Source organism: Bradyrhizobium diazoefficiens USDA 110, assembly GCF_000011365.1.
In the GTDB taxonomy this organism is placed as follows: domain Bacteria; phylum Pseudomonadota; class Alphaproteobacteria; order Rhizobiales; family Xanthobacteraceae; genus Bradyrhizobium; species Bradyrhizobium diazoefficiens.
The window spans coordinates 3,263,818-3,288,139 of record NC_004463.1; the positions used below are offsets into that span (position 1 = coordinate 3,263,818).

General features: G+C 66.7%; 20 protein-coding genes. 14 read left to right on the top strand and 6 right to left on the bottom strand.

All coding sequences use genetic code 11. The features are described 5' to 3' along the window. Positions 1–140: 140 nt before the first annotated feature. The 5 genes from BJA_RS14680 to BJA_RS14700 all read left to right on the top strand — a co-directional run bounded on the left by BJA_RS14680 (position 141) and on the right by BJA_RS14700 (position 5,162). Complete coding sequence (locus tag BJA_RS14680) at positions 141–1,490, top strand: amidase (protein WP_011085744.1); 1,350 nt, start codon at positions 141–143, stop codon at positions 1,488–1,490. Further along, a complete protein-coding gene (locus BJA_RS14685) occupies positions 1,483–2,169 on the top strand; it encodes a DUF2848 domain-containing protein (RefSeq protein WP_011085745.1) in 687 nt (228 codons plus the stop codon). The genes BJA_RS14680 and BJA_RS14685 overlap by 8 nt, the downstream gene beginning before the upstream one ends. A gap of 282 nt (positions 2,170–2,451) precedes the next feature. Continuing rightward, positions 2,452–3,198 carry a 2OG-Fe(II) oxygenase gene (locus BJA_RS14690; protein ID WP_011085746.1) on the top strand — a complete coding sequence of 249 codons (747 nt, stop codon included), beginning with the start codon at positions 2,452–2,454 and terminating at the stop codon, positions 3,196–3,198. Between the two features lie 9 nt (positions 3,199–3,207). Next, positions 3,208–3,861 (top strand): DNA oxidative demethylase AlkB, encoded by a 654-nt coding sequence (gene alkB, locus BJA_RS14695; protein ID WP_038965755.1) that lies wholly within the window; start codon positions 3,208–3,210, stop codon positions 3,859–3,861. Between the two features lie 56 nt (positions 3,862–3,917). Next, positions 3,918–5,162 (top strand): MFS transporter, encoded by a 1,245-nt coding sequence (locus BJA_RS14700; protein WP_011085748.1) that lies wholly within the window; start codon positions 3,918–3,920, stop codon positions 5,160–5,162. Here the strand turns inward: BJA_RS14700 and BJA_RS14705 are convergent. From BJA_RS14705 to hpaH, 6 genes are all read right to left on the bottom strand, one after another. Then, positions 5,140–6,765 carry a thiamine pyrophosphate-dependent enzyme gene (locus BJA_RS14705; RefSeq protein WP_011085749.1) on the bottom strand — a complete coding sequence of 542 codons (1,626 nt, stop codon included), beginning with the start codon at positions 6,763–6,765 and terminating at the stop codon, positions 5,140–5,142. The two genes, BJA_RS14700 and BJA_RS14705, sit on opposite strands and share 23 nt — an antisense overlap. 25 nt (positions 6,766–6,790) lie before the next feature. Next, positions 6,791–7,660, bottom strand: a complete 870-nt coding sequence (locus BJA_RS14710) for a fumarylacetoacetate hydrolase family protein (protein ID WP_011085750.1) — start codon at positions 7,658–7,660, stop codon at positions 6,791–6,793. Between the two features lie 3 nt (positions 7,661–7,663). Further along, entirely contained in the window at positions 7,664–8,647 is a 984-nt protein-coding gene (hpaD, locus tag BJA_RS14715) for a 3,4-dihydroxyphenylacetate 2,3-dioxygenase (protein ID WP_011085751.1), read from the bottom strand. A 130-nt stretch (positions 8,648–8,777) separates the two neighbouring features. After that, on the bottom strand, positions 8,778–10,316 hold the full coding sequence (gene hpaE, locus BJA_RS14720) for a 5-carboxymethyl-2-hydroxymuconate semialdehyde dehydrogenase (RefSeq protein WP_011085752.1): 1,539 nt from the start codon (positions 10,314–10,316) through the stop codon (positions 8,778–8,780). Then, entirely contained in the window at positions 10,309–10,707 is a 399-nt protein-coding gene (locus BJA_RS14725; protein ID WP_011085753.1) for a 5-carboxymethyl-2-hydroxymuconate Delta-isomerase, read from the bottom strand. Before BJA_RS14725 ends, hpaE begins: the two co-directional genes overlap by 8 nt. 31 nt (positions 10,708–10,738) lie before the next feature. Further along, a complete protein-coding gene (gene hpaH / locus BJA_RS14730; RefSeq protein ID WP_011085754.1) occupies positions 10,739–11,545 on the bottom strand; it encodes a 2-oxo-hept-4-ene-1,7-dioate hydratase in 807 nt (268 codons plus the stop codon). A 111-nt stretch (positions 11,546–11,656) separates the two neighbouring features. On the opposite strand from hpaH, the gene hpaR reads away from it, so the two are divergent. From hpaR to BJA_RS14775, 9 genes are all read left to right on the top strand, one after another. After that, entirely contained in the window at positions 11,657–12,175 is a 519-nt protein-coding gene (gene hpaR / locus BJA_RS14735; RefSeq protein ID WP_011085755.1) for a homoprotocatechuate degradation operon regulator HpaR, read from the top strand. Positions 12,176–12,265: 90 nt separating this feature from the next. Next, positions 12,266–12,493, top strand: a complete 228-nt coding sequence (locus tag BJA_RS14740; RefSeq protein ID WP_011085756.1) for a hypothetical protein — start codon at positions 12,266–12,268, stop codon at positions 12,491–12,493. A gap of 115 nt (positions 12,494–12,608) precedes the next feature. Then, on the top strand, positions 12,609–13,385 hold the full coding sequence (locus BJA_RS14745) for an HpcH/HpaI aldolase family protein (RefSeq protein WP_008549964.1): 777 nt from the start codon (positions 12,609–12,611) through the stop codon (positions 13,383–13,385). 168 nt (positions 13,386–13,553) lie between these two features. Further along, a complete protein-coding gene (locus tag BJA_RS14750; protein ID WP_011085758.1) occupies positions 13,554–15,077 on the top strand; it encodes a UxaA family hydrolase in 1,524 nt (507 codons plus the stop codon). Positions 15,078–15,248: 171 nt separating this feature from the next. Continuing rightward, on the top strand, positions 15,249–15,770 hold the full coding sequence (locus tag BJA_RS14755; RefSeq protein WP_011085759.1) for a PAS domain-containing protein: 522 nt from the start codon (positions 15,249–15,251) through the stop codon (positions 15,768–15,770). Then, positions 15,748–17,052, top strand: a complete 1,305-nt coding sequence (locus tag BJA_RS14760; RefSeq protein ID WP_028172347.1) for a methyl-accepting chemotaxis protein — start codon at positions 15,748–15,750, stop codon at positions 17,050–17,052. Before BJA_RS14755 ends, BJA_RS14760 begins: the two co-directional genes overlap by 23 nt. A gap of 294 nt (positions 17,053–17,346) precedes the next feature. Further along, on the top strand, positions 17,347–20,616 hold the full coding sequence (locus BJA_RS14765; protein WP_011085761.1) for a DUF2126 domain-containing protein: 3,270 nt from the start codon (positions 17,347–17,349) through the stop codon (positions 20,614–20,616). A 27-nt stretch (positions 20,617–20,643) separates the two neighbouring features. Next, positions 20,644–23,157 carry a circularly permuted type 2 ATP-grasp protein gene (locus BJA_RS14770; protein WP_011085762.1) on the top strand — a complete coding sequence of 838 codons (2,514 nt, stop codon included), beginning with the start codon at positions 20,644–20,646 and terminating at the stop codon, positions 23,155–23,157. Continuing rightward, positions 23,154–24,032: a transglutaminase family protein gene (locus BJA_RS14775; protein WP_011085763.1), complete on the top strand. Its 879-nt coding sequence runs from the start codon at positions 23,154–23,156 to the stop codon at positions 24,030–24,032. Before BJA_RS14770 ends, BJA_RS14775 begins: the two co-directional genes overlap by 4 nt. The last annotated feature ends 290 nt before the right edge of the window (positions 24,033–24,322 follow it).

A 24,322-nucleotide genomic window follows, 5' to 3' on the forward strand; every position in this document is an offset into this window, starting at 1 on the left:
CTGCTTCGACCTTGATGCGACAATCGACCATCGCGCGTCAACGGTCCAGCAATGCGCATGCATGCCATCATGCGCACAATGCTTGTGTCGAACTGAAGCAGCGCTATAGATTGCGCGCGCAAATATTCCGTGAGACAGACATGCCCGATTTTCCGACACTGGCGAAGCTCTCCGACGACCTCGAAAGCGGCCGCACCACCTCCCGCAAGCTGGTCGAGGCCTGTCTCGCCAGGATCGCCGACCCCGCCGGCGAGGGCCAGCGCACCTTCATCCACGTCGACAAAGACGCCGCGCTCGCGGCGGCGGATGCGATGGACGCCTTGCGCAAGGTCAAGGCCGCACCGTCGCGCTATGCCGGCATCCCGATCTCGATCAAGGACCTCTTCGACATCAAGGGCCAGGTGACGCGCGCCGGCTCCCGCGCGCTCGACGATTCCCCGGCGGCCGAGCACGACGCCGCGACGGTCGAGCGGCTGCGCAAGGCCGGCTTCGTCCTGATCGGCCGCACCAACATGACCGAGTTCGCCTATTCCGGCATCGGCATCAATCCGCATTACGGCACGCCGAAGGGCGCCTGGAACCGGGCCGAGGGCCACGTGCCGGGCGGCTCGTCCTCGGGCGCGGCGGTCTCCGTGCTCGACGGCATGGCGCATGGCGCGCTCGGCACCGACACCGGCGGCTCCTGCCGCATTCCGGCGGCCTTCAACGGCATCGTCGGCTACAAGCCGACGCAGCGTCGCGTGCCGCTCGACGGCGCGGTGCCGCTGTCGTTCTCGCTCGACAGCATCGGACCGCTGGCGCGATCGGTCAGCTGCTGTGCCATACTCGACGCGGTGCTCGCGAACGAGCCGGTCGTCGCGCTGAGGCCGCGCCCGGTGAAGGGCATGCGGCTGGCGGTGCCGACCACGATCGCGCTCGACGACCTCGACAAGGCTGTGGCCGAGACGTTCGAGCGCGCGCTGAAAACGCTGGCCGATCACGGCGCCATCATCGAGCGCATCGAGATGGCTGAATTCCACGATATCGGCCCGATGAACGCCAAGGGCGGCTTTGCCGCGTCCGAGAGCTACGCCTGGCACCGCTATCTCATCACGACCAAGGGGGACGTCTATGATCCCCGCGTATCCGTGCGCATCATGCGCGGCGAGGCGCAGAGCGCGGCGGATTACATCGATCTTCTCAACGAGCGCCGCTCGCTGATCGCCCGCGTCAATGCGCACATCGCCCCCTATGACGCCTTGGTGCTGCCGACCACCGCCAACACCCCGCCGAAGATCGCCGACCTTGCCGACGACAAGGCGTTCACCACCCAGAACCTGCGCGCGCTGCGCAACTGCACCCTGATCAACATGATCGACGGCTGCGCCATCTCGCTGCCCGCACATCGCGAGGGCGACGTTCCCGTCGGCCTGATGCTGGCGGGTGCGGGCGGATCGGACCGCCGTATCTTTGAACTTGCTGCCGGCATGGAGGCCGTAATTCGTGTTTGACCTGACTTTCACCGTCGATGCCCAGGACGCCACCACGCCGCTGACGCTGGCGATCGACCAGATGGTCATCGCCGGCTGGACCGGCCGCGATCCCGTCGCGCGCGACAAGCACATCGCCGAGCTGCAAGAGATGGGCATCGCCCCGCCGGCCTCGACCCCGATCTACTACCGCGCCTCGGCGCGGAGGCTGACCATGGAAGACCGCATCGAGTGCTGCGGCGGCGACTCGTCCGGCGAGGTCGAGTTCGTGCTGATCGGCTGGCAGGGCCGCATCTTCGTCGGCTGCGGCTCCGATCACACCGACCGCAAGGTCGAGGCCTACAACGTCACAGTCTCCAAGCAGATGTGCGACAAGCCGATCGCCTCGACGCTGTGGGAGCTCGAGGACGTCATCGGCCATTGGGACAAGATGATCCTGCGCTCCTATGCCACCATCAAGGGCGAGCGCGTGCTCTACCAGGAGGGCACGCTCGACGCGATGCTCCCCGTCGCCGACCTGATCGCGCGCGGCTTCGACGGCACCAGGTTCCCCGACGGCTGCGCCATGTTCGGCGGCACGTTTGCGGCCAAAGGTGGCATCCGCCCCGCCGACCGGTTCGACTTCGAGCTGGAAGACCCCGTGCTGAAGCGGACGATCAGGCATGGGTACGACGTGGTGACGTTGCCGGTAAGGGGCTGAAGGCTCTCGAGCGTCATTGCGAGGAGCCCTTGCGACGAAGCAATCCAGACTGGTTCCCCGGTGGGATTCTGGATTGCTTGGCTGTGCTCGCAATGACGGGGAGGCAGTCGGAAATCGGGTGGTTACGGTCGTCAGGACTTGCGACACAACCTCCGTCATTCCGGGGCGCGACGACGTCGCGAGCCCGGAATCCATTCATCCGCAGTCTCTGCGGCTTGATGGATTCCGGGCTCGCGCCCAAGAGGGCGCGCCCCGGAATGACGGATGTGGATAGGATGAGCCATGGGCGTCGCCAAACGTATTGCCGCAACTGAATCCGGAACTGACGTTGCCTCCCAGGTCGATGCCCTCGACTGGCCCCAGATCACCGGAGACCTCGATACCCAGGGCTGCGCCGTCCTCAAGGGCCTGCTCAGCCCGGACCAATGCCGCGCCATCGCCGCGCTCTATCTCGATGACGCGCACTTCCGCAGCCGCATCGTCATGGGCCGCCACGGCTTTGGCCGCGGCGAGTACAAGTACTTCTCCTATCCGCTGCCTGATCTCATCGCGCAGCTGCGCCCGGCGCTCTATGCGCACCTGCAAGGCGTCGCCAATCGCTGGAACGAAGCGATGGGGATTGACATTCGCTACCCCGCCGCGCACGCGGCGTTCCTGAAGCGTTGCCACGAGGCGGGGCAGGCGCGGCCGACGCCGCTGCTGCTGCAATACGAGGCGGGCGACTACAACTGCCTGCACCAGGACCTCTATGGCGAGCACGTGTTCCCGCTCCAGGTCGCGATCCTGCTCTCCGAGCCCGGACGCGATTTCACCGGCGGCGAGTTCGTGCTGACCGAGCAGCGCCCGCGCATGCAGTCCCGCGCCGAGGTGGTGCCGCTGGCGCAGGGCGACGCCGTCGCTTTCGCTGTGCATCACCGTCCGGTGCAAGGGACACGCGGCACCTACCGGGTTAACCTCCGCCATGGCGTCAGCCGCATCAGGTCCGGCCAACGCCACACGCTGGGTGTGATTTTTCATGATGCCAAATGAGCGCAGGCGTTGACGGCGGATTTGTTTGATAGCGTCGCCGAGGCGCAGCCCTCGCGCGAGGAGATCGCCGACGGCGCCGTCTTGCTGCGCGGCTTCGTCAGGCCGATCGAGAGCGAGCTGATTGCCGCCGCGCGCGCGATCGTGGCGCAATCGCCATTCCGGCGGATGACCACGCCCGGTGGCTATCAGATGTCCGTGGCGATGACCAATTGCGGTGAGCGCGGTTGGATCACCGATCACACCGGCTATCGCTACGATCCGGTCGATCCGCGAACCGGCGTGCCGTGGCCCGCGATGCCGCCGGCGTTTCGCGATCTGGCGCGCCGCGCTGCGGAGCAGGGCGGCTTCACGGGCTTTGCGCCCGATGCCTGCCTCGTCAATCGCTACGAGCCCGGCACGCGGCTGTCGCTGCATCAGGACAAGGACGAGCTGGACTACGCCGCCCCGATCGTCTCGGTCTCGCTCGGGCTGCCCGCGACCTTCCTGTTCGGCGGCATGGCGCGCAGCGACAAGCCGCGCCGTTTCCGGCTCGTCCATGGCGACGTCGTGGTCTGGGGCGGGGCTAGCCGGCTCGCCTATCACGGCGTGGCGCCGCTCGCCGACGGCGAGCACGCGCTGCTCGGACGGCAGCGCATCAATCTGACCTTCCGCAAGGTGCTCTGAAGCATTTCCTTAGGGCCAGTCTGTCGTCTAAGCTTCGGCGAGGGGGAGGCGGCGACATGACCACTGCACAGGTCTCGACTGGCGCGAGCGCAAACGCGGCTCGCACGGGACTTTATCTTGCCGTGCTGCAATTGGTGTTCACACTGGGCTGGACGACCTACGTCGTCTACCTGCCAAGGCTCGCGGCGGATGTCGGCCTCGCGCCGGCGGTCGTGATTTTCATCCTGATGCTGGACCAGGCCATCTTCACCATCGCCGATACCGCGATGGGGATTGCGGCCGACAGGATCGCGCCCGTCGTCGGGCGGCTCGGCCTGTTCGTCGGCGTGCTGGCGGCGATCTCCTGCGCGGCCTTCGTCGCGCTGCCTTTCGTGGCCGGGATCGGCGCGGGTGCGCAGGTAGGGTTGATCGCGCTGATCGTGGTCTGGTCGGTCACGTCGTCGGCCCTGCGCGCGCCGCCGCTGACCTTGCTCGGCAAGTACCGCGCCAGGCCGCAGGTGCCGTTTCTCGCGGCGCTGGCCATGCTGGGCTATGGCCTCGCCGGCGCCGTCTCGCCCTATCTCGGCGTGATGCTGCGCGCGCACGACGCGCGGCTGCCCTTCGTGATCTCCGGCGCGGTGCTGCTGCTGACGGCGCTCGGGCTGTCGCGGATCGAGTACGATGTGGCGCGCGACACCTCGCCGCCGACGCCGGCCGAGGCGGCCAAGCCGCTGGGCCTGGTGCCGATCGCCTTCATCGTCGCGATGGTGGCGCTCGCGCTCGGCTATCAGTTGCACTTCGCCATGAACAGCGCGCCGTTCTATCTGCGGTTCGCCAAGCCGGACGAGCTGCAGTGGCTGATGCCGGTGTTCTGGATCGGCTTCAACATCGCGATGTTTCCGGCGAGCCTCATCGTCAAGCACCGCGGCGGCCTGATCGTGATGGGCGCCGCCGGATTGCTTGGAGCGGTCGCGATCGCGGCAGCGGAGCTTGCCGGCAGCCTCAACACGCTGATCGCCGCGCAGTTTCTCGCCGGCGCGGCCTGGGGCTGCATGCTGATGAGCGCGATCTCGGCCGCGCTGGCGATCGGCTCGACCGGTGCGGAGGGGAAGGTCACCGGCCTCGTGTTCTCGGCGCTGGCGCTCGGCACCTTCGCGCGGATGGCGGCGGTCGCCGGCGGCTTGCAGAAAATGCCCGAGTACGCGCCGCTGCTGCACTGGGCCCCGGTCGCCTGCTGGTCGGTCGCAGGCGCGGGCCTGTTGGTGATCGCGGCGGCGCGACTTCAGGGCGCGCCCGGCCTCAAGGCTTCGGCGGGTGGATGAACGCCCACGGGCTGACTTCGGAGTCCCGCGTCACCTCGACCGAGATCAGATACGGCCCGCCGTGGCTAAGCGCCTTCTCCATCGCCGCCTTGAACTGGTCCGGCGCGGTGACGCGCGCCGCCGCCACGCCAAAGGATTCGGCGAGCTTGACGAAATCCGGGTTGACGAGGTCGGACGCCACCACGCGGCCGTCGAAGCGCTCGCGCTGGTCGCGGCGGACATTGCCGTAGGCGTTGTTGTTGAACACCAGCGTCACCACGCCGATGTTGAACTGCACGGCGGTGGCAAGTTCCTGCACGCCGAACATGAAGCCGCCGTCGCCGGTGATCGCCACCACCGGCTTGTCCGGGTTCGCCACCTTGGCGCCGAGCGCGGTCGGAAAGCCGGAGCCGAGCGTGCCCTGATAGCCTGACGTGATGAAGGTGCGCGGCTCGTAGATCGGGAAGCCGTACCAGGAGGCGAAGCCGACTTGCGACAATTCATCGGTGACGATCGCGTTCGCCGGCAGCACCTCGCGCAGGATGTTGAGATACGCCATCTGCGGCTGGATGCGCTGAATTTCCTGCTGCGCCGCTGCGGTGACCTCGCGGATCGCGCCGCGGCGGCCGGTGGTCTTGCTGTAGCCCGCCTTGCTGACGGCGGCGGCGAGATCGGCGGTCGCCGCCTTGGCATCGGCGACGATGGCGGTGTCCGAGATGAAGCGCCGCATCTCGACCGGATCGATGTCGATGCGGATGCTCTTCAACCCGTCGGGGCGGTAGGGCCAGCGCGACATGGTCGGCAGCTCCAGCCGCGAGCCGATGCCGATCATGAGGTCGGTGTTCGGCCACAGCTTGTAGGCGGCGGCCATGGTGAGGCCGAGCTCGTGCGCATTGGAGACGATGCCGCGGCCGCTGCGGAACGCGACCACGGGCGCGTCGATCATCTCGGCGAGCTCGAGGATCTCCTCGCCTGCGTCGATCGCGCCGCTGCCGACGAAGATCATCGGCGCTTTGCTCGCCTTGATCAGCGCGGCCGCCTGCTTGATCATATCGGGGTCGGGAAGCGGTGCGGGCAGGGGCTCCAGCACCTGCGCCGCAGCCGTGTCCGCGCGCTGGGTGAAGATATCCCAGGGCATTTCAACCGAGGCGGGCCCGCGCCGTCCCGATGCCATCTCCTGGAAGGCGCGCGCCACGGTGGTTGGCGCGTTGCCGGGCGCTTCGATCCGGTCGGCCCATTTCACATAGGTGCGCAGGGTCGCGAGTTGGTCCGGCATTTCGTGCAGATGGCCGCGGCCTTTGCCCAAAAACTGCGTTGGCACCTGGCCGGTGACGCATAGCACCGGCTCGTTGCAGCCGTATGCGGTGAGCAGCGCCGCGCTGGCGTTGAGCACGCCGGGGCCGGGCACCACGCTGAACACGCCGGGCCTGCCGCTGGAGCGCGCATAACCGAACGCCATGTAGCCGCAGGCCTGCTCGTGCCGCGCGCCGATCACCTTGAGCTGCGCCTGGTGGAAGGCGTCGAACAGGCCATAGATTTGCGCGCCGGGCAGGCCGAACACGGTATCGACGCCATGGGCAACAAGGCCACTTACGATCGCTTCGCCGCCGGTGAGGGTGGTCATTCTGCTATTCCATTTCAATCGTTGGTCAGGCTTCGTCGACGACGCCGTTCCGCAGGCGCCCGATGCCCTCGGCTTCGATCTCGATCACATCGCCGGGCTTCAGGTATCGCGGCGGATCGAACCGCGCACCGGCGCCGGTCGGAGTGCCCGTGACGATGACATCGCCGGGAACGAGCGTTGCGAAGGTCGAGATATAGCTGATGAGATAGCGGAACGGAAACATCAGCCGGCTGGTACGGTCGTCCTGCCGCAGCTCGCCGTTGACATGTGTGGTGAGCCTGATGTCGGTGATCTGCGATTCCCGCATGTAAGGCACCAGCCACGGGCCGAGGCTGCCGCTGGAATCAAAATTCTTGCCCTGCGTGACGTTGAACTTGGCGTGGCGAAGCCAGTCGCGCACCGAGCCTTCATTGCAGAGCGTGAGGGCGGCGATGTGGTCGAGCGCCGTGCTTTCCGGAATGTGCCGGCCGGCTTTGCCGATCACCAGCACGATCTCGCCTTCATAGTCGAGCTGCGCGGAGGCACGCGGGCGCACCAGCGGCGTATCATGGCCCACGAACGAGCGGGGCGAGCGCATGAACATGCTCGGATATTTCGGCGCGTCCTGGCCGTCCTTGTACTCGGCATTGCGGTCGGGATAGTTGACGCCGATGCAGATGATCTTTTCCGGCGCAGGCACCGGCGGCAGCCAGGTGATCTCGCCGAGCGCGTGAACCGGCGTGCGGCCCGCGGCTTCCTCGGCAAGGCTGACGAGCTTTCCGGCGGCGATCACCTCGCGCAGCGTCGGATAATCCTTGGCGTAGCGCGCGGAGAGATCGACGATGCCGCCCTCGAGGACGGCGCCGTACCTGGGTTCACCCTTGACGGAATAGGTGGCGAGGCGAGGGAGCTTCATCGCTTAATCCGCCACCAGCACATCGGCGACGAATTTCGGCTCGCGCACGGTCTGGCCCGTGAAGGGTGAGCCTTGCTCGAACCAGGAGCGCGGGGCAGGTGCGCCCCACAACGTCTGGCGGCGCGGATCGCGCAGCGACCAGCGCAGCGGCTCGTGGTCGTGATCCCCGGTGAAATAGTCGCTGGTGTAGAGCTCGAGGCGGTGTCCATCGGGGTCGCGGACGTAGAGGAAGAACGCGTTCGAGATGCCGTGGCGTCCGGGGCCGCGCTCGATGTTCTTGACGAAGCCCGAGGAGGCCATGACATCGCAGAGATGGATGATGTTCATCGCCGTCGGCGTCCAATAGGCGAAGTGATGCAGCCGCGGCCCCTTGCCGTTGGTGATGGCGAAGTCGTGGACATTGCCCTTGCGATGCATCCAGGCGGCGGCGATGCGCCCGTTCGGCCCGTCTTCTTCCGCGTACTCGGTGAGGCGGAAGCCAAGCCGCGCATAGAAGTCCACGGTGTCCTGCACCTCGGCGGCGAAGACGTTGAAATGGTCGAGCCGCTGCGGGTGGCAGCCCCGGTAGAGGTCGTAGCGGCGAAGCAGATGCGGCCGCTTGTCCATCGCCGCATAGAGCTCGATCTGGAAGCCGAAGGGATCGGTGAATTGCAGGGTGCGGCCCTGGAAGGGCTGGTCGGCGAAGGCGTAGGCGAGGCTGTTCTCGGAGAGGAACGCGGCGGCCTTGTCGAGGTCTTTGTCGTTGCCGACCTTGAAGCCGAGCCGGGCGCAGGCGGGAGCCGCCGCCTTGCGCAGCACCAGCGAGTGATGCTGATGCTCCTCGGCGGCGCGCAAATACACCACCTTGTCGTCGGCATCCTCGACATGCAGGCCGACGGTGGTCTCGTAGAACGCGCGGCTGAGCTTCAGATCGGTCACGTCGAGCACGACGTGGCTCGAACGGATGATGTTGAAGGGCGGCTCGAAGATATGTTGCGGTACCGGCATTGGCGTTTCCCCTCGGTCCTGTCATTGCGGGGCGGCTCGCAGAGCCGAACCCGGAATCCATCGCGCAGCAGAGTTGGTGGATGAATGGATTCCGGGCTCGCGCCTTGCGCGCCCCGGAATGACCGTTTCCCTAAATTCCCAGTTTCTGAATCTTGTGCGTGCCCCGCGCCAGCGAAACGTGCTTGGTTTCCATGTAGAAGTCGAACGAATAGTCGCCGCCGTCGCGGCCAATGCCTGAGGCCTTCATGCCGCCGAACGGCGTCGGCAGATGGCGGACGTTCTCCGAGTTCAGCCAGATCATGCCGGCCTCCAGCGCGTCGGCGACGCGCAATGCGCGGCCGACGTCGTTGGTCCAGACATAGCCGGTCAGGCCATAGCGGATGTCGTTGGCGACCTCGATCGCGTCGGCTTCGTCCTTGAAGGGCAGCACGGTGAGGAACGGGCCGAACACCTCTTCCTGCGCGACGCGCATCTTGCCATGCGCGCCGGTGACCAGCGTCGGCTCGACATAATGTCCGCCGCCGGGGCCGTCATAGGCCTTGCCGCCGACCGCAATCGTTGCGCCGTCCTTCCGCGCGACGTCGAAATAGGAGCAGACCTTTGCGAGGTGCCGCTCGTGGATCAGCGGTCCGATCTCGGTTGAGGGATCGAGGGGATGGCCGACCTTCAGCGCCTTCACGCGCGCGGTCAGCTTCTCCACGAACTTTTCCGCGATGCTTTGCTGAATCAGCAGCCGGCTGGACGAGGTGCAGCGCTCGCCATTGAGCGAGTAGATCATGAACACGACGGCATCGAGCGCGCGGTCGAGATCGGCATCGTCGAACACGATCACCGGGTTCTTGCCGCCGAGCTCGAAATGCACGCGCTTCAAGGTCGGTGCACCCTGAACCATGATTGCCGAGCCGGTCGCGCTCTCGCCGACGAAGCCGATCGCCTTGATGGCGGGATGCTCGGTCAGCGCCTTGCCGGCCTCTTCACCGAAGCCGTGCACGGTGTTGAGCACGCCGTCGGGGACGCCGGCTTCCTTGACAAGTCTTGCGAGAATGGCGGCCGTCGCTGGCGACCACTCCGCCGGCTTGTGCACGACGGTGCAGCCGGCGGCCAGCGCAGGGGCGATCTTCCAGGTCGAGAGCATGAACGGCGTGTTCCACGGCGTGATCACGCCGACCGGGCCGATCGGCACGCGGGTCGAGACGTTCCAGTGCTCATCGCTCGGCGTGTTCTGGCCGTCGCGGGCTTCCGCGCATTTGTCGGCGAAGAAACGAAAATTCTCGGCGGCGCGGATCGCGGCCTTGGCCATGAAGCGATAGGCCTGCCCGGTGTCGATGCATTCCAGCACGGCGATGTCGTCGGCATTGTCCTCGATGGCATCAGCCACGCGATGCAGCAGCTTCTTCCGCATCGCGGGCCCCATCTCGCGCCACGACTTGAAGGCGAGCGCTGCGGCGGTTGCCGCGCGATCGATATCCTCGGCATTGCCGCGCGCAACGCTCGCGAGCACAGCGCCATCGACCGGCGACTTGGTCTCGAAGGTCTCGCCTGAAATCGAGGGGACGATCTTGCCGTCGATCATGTGGCCGATGCCGTCGGCGCGCAGCGTCTTCAAGAGCGGCGCGACGCGGTCGCGGTTGGCCTGGAACACATCGGCTTTCGGCGTGGGCTTATCCATGGGTGGCCTCCACTTTCAGGGCGTCGTGGATGTTGTTGCGCTTCCAGCTGGTGTCCTTGTCGTTGATCTGCATATCGAACGAGAGGGCGAACTTGCTGGCGGCGAAGACGGGATCGAGATGCCGCGAGAGGGCCTGGAAGACGTGCTCGCCGGCTGTCTTGCGGGTGGGGAGGTCGCGGCCCTCACCGATGCGCAGCACCATGTCGAGAAAGCCGTAGTCCTGCCTGCTATCCGCGATCGCATAATGCTCACACCTGACAGCGCGGACGCGGATGCCCCCGAGCGGGAAGATGCCGGTCTCCACCGCCGCCTTGCGCACCACTTCGCAGACCGCGCCGATGTCGAGGCGGCCGTCGAGATTGGCCGAATACTCGATCGTGAAATGCGGCATGGCGGTTTCACTCCCTGTCTTTTTTGTTCGCCTAGGCGAAGTAGCAGCTCACCGAGCCGTAGGCGCCATAATCGGCCTGAATTGTGTCGCCCTTGCGGGTCTCGATCGGACGGATGAAGGAGCCGGCGAGCACGACCTGGCCGGGCTCCAGCGCAAGGCCGAGCGGCGCGATCTTGTTGGCAAGCCAGGCGACGGCGGTGGCGGGATGATTGAGCACGCCCGCGGCAAGGCCGGTCTCTTCCAACTGGCCGTTCTTGAAACACAGCGCGCCGATCCAGCGCAGATCGGCCTCCAGCGGGCGGATCGGCCGGCCGCCGAGCACGATGCCGGCATTCGCCGCATTGTCGGCGATGGTGTCGAAGATTTTTCGCGTCGCTTTGGTCTTGGGATCAACGCGCTCGATCCGCGTGTCCAGGATCTCCAGTGCCGGCACCACGAAGTCGGTAGCGTTGAGCACGTCGAACATCGTGCAGTCGGGGCCGGCGAGGCGCTTGCTCATGACGAAGGCGAGCTCGGCCTCGACGCGCGTCGCGATGAAGCGCTCGGTCGGAATGATCCCGCCGTCGGCGAAGAACATGTCGTCGAGCAGCACGCCGGAATCCGGCTCGTCGATGTTGAGCGCACTCTGCATCGCCTTCGAGGTCAGGCCGATCTTGTGGCCCTTGACGAGGCGCCCCTCGGCGATCTTGACGTCGACCCAGGCCTTCTGAATCGCGTAGGCGTCAGCGATGGTGATGCCAGGGAAATCCTGCGAGAGCTGCCGGATCTGCGTGCGGGTCTTCTCCGCCTGGTGCAGACGTCTCGCGCAAGCTTGGATATCGTCGTTGGAAAGCGCCATCTGTGATCTGACAAATCGTGGTGCGGGGAGATACTTAACATGTTAAGTGAATGCGTCAAACAGAATCTGACCTTGCTGCACTGCAAACATTTTGCGGCTTGAAAGGGCGTCATGACGAAGAGACCGGCTGATCCCGCCAACGCTAGCGCGCCTGCCGCACGGCAGGTTCCGATGCGCGATTTCTCGCGCTCGCTGCCGATGTCGCTCTTGCGCGCGCGAGAGGCGGTGATGCGGCAGTTTCGTCCCTCGCTGCGTGAGCACGGTTTGACCGAGCAGCAATGGCGCATCCTGCGTGCGCTGGCGGCCATCGACGCCGCAGAGGTCACGGAACTCGCGCGCACGGCGTTTCTGCTCGGGCCGAGCCTGTCACGCATCCTGCGCGATCTCGAGGCGCGCAACCTGATCGAGCGCAAGACCGCGAAGGCGGACCAGCGCCGCAGCATGGTCTCGATCTCGAAGGAGGGCGTGAAGCTGATGGCCTCCGTCGCGCCGACGTCGGAGGCGATCTACGCCGAGATCACCAGCCGCTTCGGCGCCCGCAAGCTCGCCGAATTGCAGGAGATGCTCGGCGAACTCGAACAGAGTCTTGCGGGGCTCGGCGCCGGCAACGAGGCAAGTGCCGAGGAGTGAGGGCCGGGGGCGCGCTGACCGGAACCGGGGCCACCTCCTGCGGCCGGCGCTTTGCCGACCGCATGCTGGCCTTCCCTGTCGATCCCCAAGGTGGTCGATACCTACCATGTGTTCGATGCAGAGGTCTTGCGCCATGTCGACTTCAAGCCGGTAGCAGGGCTCGATCAGGTGCTGATTCCCGGCGATCCCGGGCGGAAAACCCGCATCCAGCGCACCCAAAACGGCATCCCCTTGCCGGATGACACCCGGGCGGCGATAGTGAATACCGCCCGCGAGGTCGGCGTCAGCGAAGGCAGCATCCAGAGGGCGACTGCATAGGTCTTGCGTCATTGCGAGCGTAGCGCGGCGCTCCGGTTCGCGCTAACAGCGGGGCCGTGCTGTCGCGGCGCTCGTCATGGTGACGACGGCCCAAACAACAAAGAAGGAAGGCAACGTGGCGAACAAGGTCAAGGAAATCTGGAAGTCGGGCAAGGCCGTGGTCAACGCGTGGCTCGCGATTCCCTCCGGCTTCTCGGCCGAGATGATCGCGCAATGCGGCTTCGACAGCGTCACGGTCGACATGCAGCACGGCGTGCAAGACTATCTGTCGATGGTGCAGTGCTTCCAGGCCATGGACAAGCATCCGGTGACCCCGATGGTCCGCGTGCCCTGGAACGAGCCCGGCATCATCGGCAAGGTGCTCGACGGCGGCGCCTATGGCGTGATCTGCCCGATGGTCAACACGCCGCAGGAGGCCAGGAACCTCGTTTCCTATTCGAAATATCCACCGCAGGGCGTCCGCTCCAACGGCCCGATCCGCGCCGGCATGTACGGCACCGCGGGCTCCTACCAGAAGACGGCGAACGCCGACACCATTCTGCTGCCGATGATGGAGACCAAAACCGCGGTCGAGAACATGGAAGCGATCCTCGACGTCGAGGGCATCGACGGCGTCTATATCGGCCCGTCCGATCTCGGCTTCTCCTACGGTCTCGAGCCGAAGCTCGACCGCAGCGAGCCGGAGATCCTCGCGATCTACGAGAAGATCATCAAGGAGTGCGGCAAGCGGGGCCTCAACCCGGGCATCCATTGCAGCGGCGCCGAAGGCGCGGCGCGCGCCATCAACATGGGCTTCAAGCTCGTGACGCTCTCGAACGAGGTCGGCCTGATGACCACCTATGCCAAGATGCAGGTGAATGCGACCCGCAAGGATTCGGGCGGCAAGGCCTAATCTCTCGTGTCCCGGACGCGATGCGGCGCCTAGCGCCGCTTCGCAGAGCCGGGACCCAGAAGCCAGTGAAGTACATGACGTAACAACTGGGCCCCGGATCTGCAGCGCACGGCTTCGCGCTGCGCAGCGTCCGGGGCACGATACGTTGAAGACCTAAGGAGACCTCTGATGACCATCAGCCCCGCCATCCGCCTGCATCCCGATGATGGCGTGCTGATCGCGCGCGCCAGCCTGCCGCCTGGAACAGCGGTGGCCGACGGCGTGACGACGGTCGAACGCATTCCCTCCGGCCACAAGGTCGCGATCAAGCCGATCGCGGTGGGCGAGCCGATCAAGCGCTACGGCCAGATCATCGGCTTTGCCACGGTGCCGATCGCGCCCGGCCAGCACGTGCACACCCAGAATTGCGGCATGGGCGATTTCGCCAAGGACTATGCCTATTGCGCCGACGTCAAGCCGACGCCGAACTTCGACCTGCCGGCGACCTTCGAAGGCATCCGCCGCCCGGACGGCCGCGTCGCCACGCGCAACTATATCGGCATCCTCACTTCGGTGAATTGCAGCGCGCATGTCGCGAGCCTCGTCGCCGACGTCTTCAAGAAGAACCCCTTCAGCGGCGACAACCCGCTGGCCGATTTCCCCAACGTCGACGGCGTGGTCGCGCTGACGCACAAGACCGGCTGCGGCATGACGCAGAACGAGCCGCTGGCGCTGCTCCGCCGCACGCTCGGCGGCTACGCGCGCCACGTCAATTTCTCCCACGTCATCGTGCTCGGCCTCGGCTGCGAGGTGAACCAGATCGGCGGCCTGATGGAGGAGCAGAAGCTCGCCGGCCGCCTGCGCGCGATGGACATCCAGGAGGTCGGCGGCACCCGCAAGACGGTGGAGGCGGGAATTGCCTTCGTGCGCGAGGCGCTCGCCGACGCCAACAAGGTGAAGCGCGAAACGGTGCCGGCAAGCGAGCTCACCGTGGCCCTGCAATGCGGCGGCTCCGACGGCTATTCCGGAGTATCAGCCAATCCGGCACTGGGCGCCGCCAGCGATCTCATCGTGCGTCACGGCGGCACCGTGATCCTGTCGGAGACGCCGGAGACCTACGGCGCCGAGCACCTGCTCACCCGCCGCGCCGTCAGCCGCGAGGTCGGCGAGAAGCTGGTCGATCTCATGCGCTGGTGGGACGCCTACACCGAGCGCGAAGGCGCCGAGATGAACGCCAATCCGAGCCCCGGCAACAAGGCCGGCGGCCTCACCACCATCCTGGAAAAGTCGCTCGGCGCGATGGCCAAGGCCGGCACCACCAACCTCGTCGAGGTGCTGCGCTACGCCGAGCCCATCACCAAGAAGGGTTTCGTGTTCATGGACACGCCCGGCTACGATCCCGTCGCGGCGACCGGGCAGGTCGCCGGCGGCGCCAATCTGGTCTGCTTCACCACCGGCCGCGGCAGCGTGTTCGGCTGCAAGCCGGCGCCGTCGATCAAGCTCGCCACCAACACGCCCATGTACAAGCGCATGGAAGAGGACATGGACGTCAATTGCGGCACCATCCTCGAGGGCGAGGAGAGCGTCGAGCAATGCGGCCAGCGCATCTTCGAGCTCATCCTCAAGACGGCCTCGGGACAGCCGACCAAGAGCGAGAGCTTCGATTTCGGCGGCGCCGAGTTCGCGCCCTGGGTGCTGGGCGCGACGATGTAGCGGTGCTGATGCACCTCGCTGCAGGACGCGGACACCTAAGTAGTCATACGTAGGTGTCATATGACCGCAGGAGCTCCTGCGGTCACTCGGGATTAACATTTCGCACCGTAATCGTGAGGTGATGCGGGCGACTCCTTCGAGGGCGCCGCCCTTCGTGAGGATTCGTCAACGATGACGCGTGCGATACGGCCGACTGGCGTGGAAAATCTCCTCGGTGAGGAGGAGCTGATCGTATCGAAGACCGACCTCAAGGGCCGCATCACCTACGCCAACGACATTTTCATCCGCATGGCGAAATACAGCTATGCCGAGCTGATGGGCGCCCCCCATAGCCTGATCCGCCACCCCGACATGCCGCGCTGCGTCTTCAAGCTACTCTGGGACACGCTTCAGTCCAAGCAGGAGATCTTCGCCTACGTCGTCAACCTGGCGAAGGACGGCAGTCATTACTGGGTGTTCGCCCACGTCACGCCGACGTTCGACGAACGCGGCAATATCGTCGGCTATCACTCCAACCGTCGCAAACCGGATCCGGCGCAGGTCGAGCGCATCAAGCCGATCTACAAGACGCTGTGCGCGGAAGAAGCGCGGCATGCCAATGCCAAGGACGGCATGCATGCGAGCTTCGATGCGATGGTCGGCCTGCTCAAGCAACAGGGTGTCGGTTACGATGAATTTGTGCTCTCTCTCTAAGGCGCAGGGAGCGACCGCGCTCGCGTGTATCCTTGCCGTCGTTGCCTTCGGACTCTCGCTTCTCGGTGTGACTGGAATCATCAGTGCGGCGCTGTCAGGCGCGACGGTCGCGCTGCTCGGCTATGCCGTCTGGTGCCAGCGTCGCACGGCGGTGGCCGTCGATGAGGTCGCGGATGTGTGCCGCAAGGCGGCGCGCGGCGATCTCGAGGCGCGCATCCTGAGCGACCGTCAGGCCGGGCGGATCGGCGCTATCCAGAAGTCGGTCAACGACATGCTCGACATCACCGACGCCTATCTGCGCGAAGCCTCGGCGTCGATGGAGTATGCCAGCCGCGGCAAGTATTTCCGCAAGATCCTGGCGCGCGGATTGCCCGGCTCGTTCCGCCGTTCGGCCGCCGTGATCAATTCCGGCACCGACAGTCTCGGCCGCAGGGTCGTCGAGATCGCGGACCTCGCACAGCAGTTCGGCACGCATCTCGACCAGGTGGCCGGCACCCTCATGGGTGCCGCGACCGATCTCGAATCCGACGCCGGCCAGATGGCGGCGGCGGCCGAGAAGACCAGCCGGCAGACCTCCGGCGTGCTCAGTGCGTCCGATCATGCCTCGCGCAACGTCGCCACCGTCGCCAGCGCAGCCGAACAGCTTGCGTCCTCGATTGCCGAGATCGGCCGTCAGGTGACCGGCTCGACCGCGAGCACCGGACGCGCCGTGAACGAAGCCAATCGCGCCGGCAGCGAGATCCGCACGCTTGCGGATGCGGCGATGCGGATCGGCGACGTCGTCAAGCTGATCAGCGAGATCGCCGAGCAGACCAACCTCCTGGCGCTCAACGCCACGATCGAGGCGGCGCGTGCGGGCGAGGCCGGTCGCGGCTTCGCAGTGGTGGCCTCCGAGGTCAAGAGCCTCGCCAACCAGACCGCGAAGGCGACCGAGGAGATCAGCGCCAAGGTCGGCGAGATGCAGCAATCGACGACCAATTCGGTCGCAGCGGTCGAGGCGATCGCGCAGACCATCGCCGAGATCGACGGGATCACCGCTTCGATCGCGACCGCGATCGAGCAGCAAGGTCTTGCCACCCGCGAGATCGCCCACAACGTCCAGGAGGCGTCGGCCGGCACCTCCCAGGTCTCCTCCAACGTGACAGGCATCAGCGAGGCCGCCGCCGACACGGGGCGGGTTGCAAGCCGCGTCAACAGCGCCTCCGAACGCGTCCATGGCGAGGTCGAGACGCTCAAGCGCGAGGTCACGCAGTTCCTGCAGCGGCTGACCTCGGCGGCGTAGCGTCACCCTACAAGAGGTCGTCATGCCCGGGCTTGTCCCGGGCATCCACGTTCGTAGGGTGGGCAAAGGCGATCTTGCGCCGTGCCCACCATCGATCCACACGACGAAAGCGGTGGGCACGCTTCGCTTCGCCCACCCTACGATACTGCCCGTGTAGCTCGGATTACGCTTCGCTCCGTCCAGGCCTACGGGGCAACGACGGATACTTCCTAGGCACGGTCTGCCCGTTGTTAGTGCTTGATCGCACTGGCGTCAGGTGTTCTGCTCAAAAAAGCTGCTGGAGCACCGTACCCCGTGTCGATCTACGTCGCGTTACACCACGTCACGCACTACAAATACGACCGCCCGATCGATCTTGGTCCGCAGACCATCCGTCTGCGGCCGGCGCCGCACACGCGCACGCCGATCCTGAGCTATTCGCTCAAGGTCACGCCGGCCAACCATTTCGTGAACTGGCAGCAGGATCCGCAGGGCAACTGGCTGGCGCGCTACGTTTTTCCGGAGAAGACGACCGAGCTGAAATTCGAGGTCGATTTCACGGCGCAGATGACCGTGGTCAACCCGTTCGACTTCTTCGTCGAGCCCTATGCCGACAGCTTCCCGTTCGAATATCCCAAGGACCTGAAGACGGAGCTGGCGCCCTATCTCGAGACCGTCAAGCCGGATCGCCTGTTCGCGAAATTTCTCGACACGATCCCGCATGAAGCCCCGAACACCGTCAACTTCCTGGTCGATCTCAATCGCGAGCTTCAGAAGCACGTCCGCTACATCATCCGCATGGAGCCCGGCGTGCAGACGCCGGAGGAGACGCTCTCCTCTGGCGCCGGCTCGTGCCGCGACTCCGCCTGGCTCCTGATCCAGACGCTGCGTCATCTCGGGCTCGCCGCCCGCTTCGTCTCCGGCTACCTGATCCAGATCCGTCCCGACATCGATCCGATCGAGGGACCGCCCGAGGTCGAGAACGACTTTACCGACCTGCACGCCTGGGCCGAGGTCTACCTGCCGGGCGCGGGCTGGATCGGGTTCGACGCCACCTCCGGCATGCTGGCGGGCGAGGGGCATATCCCGGTGGCCGCCACGCCGCATTATCGCTCGGCCGCGCCGATCTCCGGCGGTGCCGGCTTTGCCGAGGTCGAGTTCGCCTTCGACATGAGCGTGAAGCGCATCCGCGAGGCGCCGCGCATCACCAAGCCGTTCTCCGACGAATCCTGGGCGCGGCTCAACGATCTCGGCGAGCAGGTCGACGGCGATCTCGCGAGCGCGGACGTGCGGCTCACGATGGGCGGCGAGCCGACCTTCGTCTCGGTCGACGATCTCGAGGCGGGGGAGTGGAACACGGAGGCCGTCGGCCCGACCAAGCGCGCGCTCGGCGACGATCTGATCCGCCGCCTGCGCACGCGCTTCGCGCCGGGCGGGCTTCTGCATTACGGCCAGGGCAAATGGTACCCGGGCGAGAGCCTGCCGCGCTGGGCCTTCGGCCTCTATTGGCGCAAGGACGGTGTGCCGATCTGGAAGAATGTTGACCTGATCGCCAAGATCGAGAATCCGCGGCCGGCCCGGGCGAAGGACGCTGAGGCCTTCATGGAGGGCGCGGCGCTGCGGCTTGGGCTCGATCCCGGCTACATCATGCCGGCCTATGAAGACACCGCACTCTGGCTTCAGAAGGAGGCCGAGCTTCCCGTCAACGTCGATCCGACCGACTCCAAATTGTCCGATCCGGAGGCACGTGCGCGGATCGCGCGGGTGTTCGAGCAGGGACTCAACACCCCGCGCGGCTTCGTGCTGCCGGTGCAGCGCTGGAACGCGCCGCCGCGCTGGCGCAGCGAGCGCTGGACGTTGCGGCGCAATCATCTGTTCCTGACGCCGGGCGATTCCCCGCTCGGCCTGCGCCTGCCGATCGGTTCGCTCGGCTACGTCCCGCCGAACCAATATCCCTACATCATCGAGCGCGACCCGATGGAGGCGCGGGGCAAGCTGCCGGTGTTCACCCTCGCGGCGCGCCCGGAAGCGCCGCCGCGGGTCGCGCCCGAGCATCTCAACACGTCGATCCCGGTGCGCACCGCGATGTCGGTCGAGGTCCGCGACGGCGTGCTCTGCGCCTTCATGCCGCCGGTCGAGCGGATCGAGGATTATCTCGAACTCGTCGCGGCGCTCGAAGCGACCGCCGAGGAGATGCAGCTCCAGGTCCATGTCGAGGGCTATCCGCCGCCGTTCGACCCGCGCATCGAGGTCATCAAGGTGACGCCCGATCCCGGCGTCATCGAGATCAACATCCAGCCGGCCAAGAGCTGGCGCGACGCGGTCGACATCACCTCCGGCCTCTATGAGGACGCGGCGAAGGTTCGCCTCGGCGCCAACCGCTTCCTGGTGGACGGCCGCCACACCGGCACCGGCGGCGGCAATCACGTCGTGGTCGGCGGCTCCTCACCTCAGGACTCGCCGTTCCTGCGCCGGCCCGATCTGCTCAAGAGTCTGGTCTTGTACTGGCAGCGGCATCCGTCGCTGTCCTACTTCTTCTCCGGCCTCTTCATCGGCCCGACCAGCCAGGCGCCGCGCATCGACGAGGCCCGGCACGACAGCATCTACGAGCTCGAGATCGCGCTCTCGCACGTGCCGCCGCCGGGCTACCAGACGCCGCTGTGGCTGGTGGACCGGCTGTTCCGGCATCTGCTCGTCGACATCACCGGCAACACCCACCGCGCCGAGATCTGCATCGACAAGCTCTATTCGCCCGATGGTCCGACGGGGCGGCTCGGCCTCGTCGAATTCCGCGCGCTCGAAATGCCGCCCGATCCGCGCATGTCGCTGGCGCAGCAGCTCCTGATCCGCGCGCTGATCGCAAAGTTCTGGCGCGAGCCGCAGCAGGGCAAGTTCGTGCGCTGGGGCACGGCGCTGCATGACCGTTTCATGCTGCCGCATTTCATCTGGGAAGACTTCCTGGACGTGCTCTCCGAGCTGAAGCAGTTCGGCTATCCGTTCGAGCCGGAATGGTATCTGGCCCAGCTCGAATTCCGCTTCCCCGCCTTCGGCCGCGTCCATCATGGCGGCGTGACGCTGGAATTGCGCCAGGCGCTGGAGCCTTGGCATGTGCTCGGCGAGGAGGGGTCGGCCGGCGGCACCGTGCGCTATGTCGACTCGTCGGTCGAGCGCCTCCAGGTCAAGGCGGAGGGTTTCGTCGAGGGCCGCCACATCGTGACCTGCAACGGCCGCCGCCTGCCGATGACCTCGACCGGTCGCTCCTCGGAGGCCGTGGCCGGCGTCCGCTTCAAGGCCTGGCAGCCGGCCTCCGGCCTGCACCCGACCATTCCGGTTCACGCGCCCCTGACCTTCGACCTGATCGACACCTGGAACGGCCGCTCGCTCGGCGGCTGCGTCTATCACGTCGCCCATCCGGGCGGGCGCAGCTACGACACGAAGCCGGTCAACACCTATGAGGCCGAGGCGCGGCGGCTGGCGCGCTTCCAGGACCATGGCCATACGCCGGGGCCGATGCAGCCGCCGCCCGAGGAACGCACAAATGAGTTTCCGCTGACCCTCGACTTGCGAACCCCGCTCCTGCAATGAGTATGAGGGTGGGGCAGGGAGAGGCGCATGGGCGAGGGCGCAGCCGAAGAGGACGACAAGGCGGGTAAGGCGCAAAGCCAGCGCCGGCTCGCGCAATGGGTCCGCGACTATAGCCGCCTGCCCGGCATTCCCGACGAGTTCCTGGGGCCCGACGGCGCCCCGCGCGCGGTCTGGAGCCGCTTCTTCGATGCCTTCGGCGCGCTTGCGCCCGACGAGATCGAGCGGCGGTTCGGCATGGCCGACCGCCACCTCCGCGAGGCCGGCGTCACCTACCGCGCCCCCGGCGACAGTGCCGACCGGCCGTGGTCGCTCAGCCATCTGCCGCTGCTTATCGACGAGGCCGACTGGAAGCAGCTTTGCGACGGCATCACCCAGCGCGCCGAGCTGCTCGAGCTCGTGCTGCGCGACATCTATGGCGAGGGCCGGCTGGTCGCGGAAGGCGCGCTGCCGGCGGCCGCGATCGCCGGCAGTCCCGAATATCTCCGTCCCGTCTGCGGCGTGCCGCCGCCGGGCGGGCGCTATCTCTCGCTCTACGCCGCCGATGTCGGCCGCGGGCCCGACGGTCGCTGGTGGGTGCTCGGCGATCGCACGCAGGCGCCCTCAGGCGCGGGCTATGCGCTGGAGAACCGCCTCGTGCTCTCGCGCGCTTTCTCCGATCTCTACAAGTCGATGAACGTGCCGCGCGTCGCGCCGTTCTTCGAGGCGTTCCGCGACAGCCTGCGCGCACGCGCCGATCGCGACGAGCCGCGGATCGGCGTGCTCACGCCCGGCAGTTTCAGCGAAACCTATTTCGAGCACGCGACGCTGGCGCGCTATCTCGGCTTCCTCCTGGTCGAGGGCGACGATCTCGCCGTCAGCGACAACCGCATCCACATCCGCACCGTCGCCGGCCTGAAGCGGCTCGACGTGCTGCTCCGCCGCGTCGATTCCAATTCGCTCGATCCGCTCGAGCTCGATGCGTCTTCGCGGCTTGGGGTGCCCGGCCTGATCGACGTGCTGCGCAAGGACGGCGTCGTCGTCGCCAACATGCCGGGCTCCGGCGTGCTGGAGGCGCGGGCGCTGCTCGGCTTCCTGCCGGCGCTCAGCCGCCGCCTGCTCGGCGAAGAGCTGAAGATGCCGCACATCGCGACCTGGTGGTGCGGCCAGCGCATCGCGCGCGACGAGGTGTTGTCGCGGCTCGACGAGGTCGCGATCGAGGGCGCCTACCGCCGCGGCGTTCCCGGCTTCGACAGCAACGGTCCGGTGCTGGCGAGCGAGCTCGACGCCGCCGGACGCCAGCGCCTGATCGACGCCATCGGCGCACGCGGCATGGACTATGTCGGCCAGGAGGTGGTGCGGCTCTCGACCATGCCGGTGTGGGAGCAGGGCCAGATCACGCCGCGCCCCTTCGTGCTGCGCGTGTTCGCAGCCGCCACACCTGACGGCTGGGCCATCATGCCCGGCGGCTTCTGCCGCATCGCCGAGCAGGCCGATGCGCGCGCGGTGTCGATGGGCGACGGCGCCCGCGCCGCCGACGTCTGGGTCGTCTCGGGCAAGCAGGTCTCGACCGCGACGCTGCTGCCCGCGACCGACAAGGTGCGGATCCGCCGCATCGCGGGCGTGCTGCCGAGCCGCGCCGCCGACAATCTGTTCTGGCTCGGCCGCTATCTCGAGCGCGCCGAGGCGACCTTGCGGCTGGTGCGCGCGCTCGGCTCGCCGAGCGGGCCCAACAAGGGCACCGCGGCCTCGCTGCAATCGGCCGAACGCATCCAGCGCCTGCTGGTGGCCTGGGGCGCGATCTCGCAGACATCGCGCGCGGCCCCCGGGCGGATCGCTGCCGAGGCGTTGCAGAGCGCGGAGCGTTTCGGCTCGGCCCTGTCGCTGGTGCGCGCGGCGCTGCGCACCGCGACCTCCTTGCGCGAGCGGCTGTCGCCCGATGCCTGGCAGGTCATCACCGAGATGGCCGAGCGCCTCGCCTACGAGGTCGAGGACGACGACAGCGTGCTGAGCGCGGCCGAGCTGACCTTGCAGGAACTGGCGAGCTTTGCCGGCCTTGCGCAGGAGAACATGAACCGCGCCGCCGGCTGGCGCTTCCTCGACATCGGCCGCCGCACCGAGCGCGCCATCAACACGGCGCGATTCGCGCGCCAGTTCGCCTATGACGAGGCCGGCGACGAGGATCTCGACATCCTGCTGACACTGGTGGATTCCCAGATCACCTACCGCTCGCGCTATCTGCTGGCGCCGATCCTGGCGCCGGTGCGCGACCTCGCGGTGCTCGACGGCTTCAACCCGCGTTCGGTCGCGTTCCAGGTGGCGACGCTGAACGAGCACATCGCGGCGCTGCCGAGCCTGAAGGAGCACGGCCTGATCGAGCAGCCGCAACGGCTCGCGGTGGCGGTGCAGGCGATGCTGGCGACGGCCGAGGCCGAGAAGCTCGAGGTCAAGACGCTGTTCTCGCTGGAGCAGGATCTGCTCAGCCTCGCCGAGGCGATCGGGCTGCACTACTTCCCGCATGGCCCCAATGCCAGCCGGCCGGAAAAGCTGACGGGGCTGGCGTGATCTACGACATCCGTCACGTCACCACCTACGAATACGAGAGTCCGGTCAGCTTCGCCCGCTGCACGCTGCGGCTGGAGCCGAAGAGCGGCAGCGGTCAGGAACTGATCTCGCACCAGGTCGAGATCCGTCCGCGCCCGTCCGAGCGCAATATCCGCCGCGACTTCTTCGGCACGCTGACCGAGAGCGTGGTAATCGAAGCCGCGCATCGCAATTTGCGCATCGACTCGCGCTCGCGCGTCGCCGTCTCGCGCCAGCCGCCGGCGCGCGATGCTGTCAGCCCGGCCTGGGAGAGCATCCGCGACATCGCATTCGAGGCAACCAGCCTCGGGCCGTCATCCCCGGTCGGCTACGTCTTTGCGAGTCCGCTGGTGCCGGTGCTGCGTCCGGTCAGCGCCTATGCGGCGGAGAGCTTTCCACCCGGCGAGGGCATCGTCAAAGGGGCGGTCGATCTCATGCACCGCATCCGCAACCAGTTTCGCTACGATCCCAAGGCGACGGTGATCTCGACGCCGCTCAACGAGGTCTTCGACAAGCGGCACGGCGTCTGCCAGGACTTTGCCCATGTGATGATCGCAGGGCTGCGCGGGCTCGGCCTGCCGGCGGCCTATGTCAGCGGCTATTTGCGCACCATCCCGCCGCCGGGCCAGCCGCGGCTGCAAGGCGCCGACGCCACCCACGCCTGGCTGTCGCTGTGGTGCGGGACGGAGCTGGGCTGGGTCGATTTCGATCCGACCAACGATCTTCTGGTCGCTGGCGACCATATCGTGCTCGCGGTCGCGCGCGACTTCTCCGACGTCTCCCCGGTCGATGGCATCATCGTCGGTTCGCCGAAGCAGAAGCTCGGCGTCGCCGTCGACGTGCTGCTGGTGGAATGACCGCGGGTCTCCGCCGTCCAGGACGATGCAGGCGCATGCGCCAGGCGGCGGCCCGTTCCCGTGGTCTCTTGTCAACATCCGATAAAGCGAATTTGATTTGTGTTGGGCGGCCGCAGTCCTGCCGAGCCCGCCCCGGGTGTATCGCGCCGTGACCGCAAACGCGATGTCGCAGCGCGCAACGCAACATATTTCCGTATTTTTGTTCCGGGATTTGGTCACCCGGCAAAAGATGGGCTATGCTGGCCTTTGCGTCGAGGACATGAATGAGACGTGGGGAGTTGGCGTGGAAC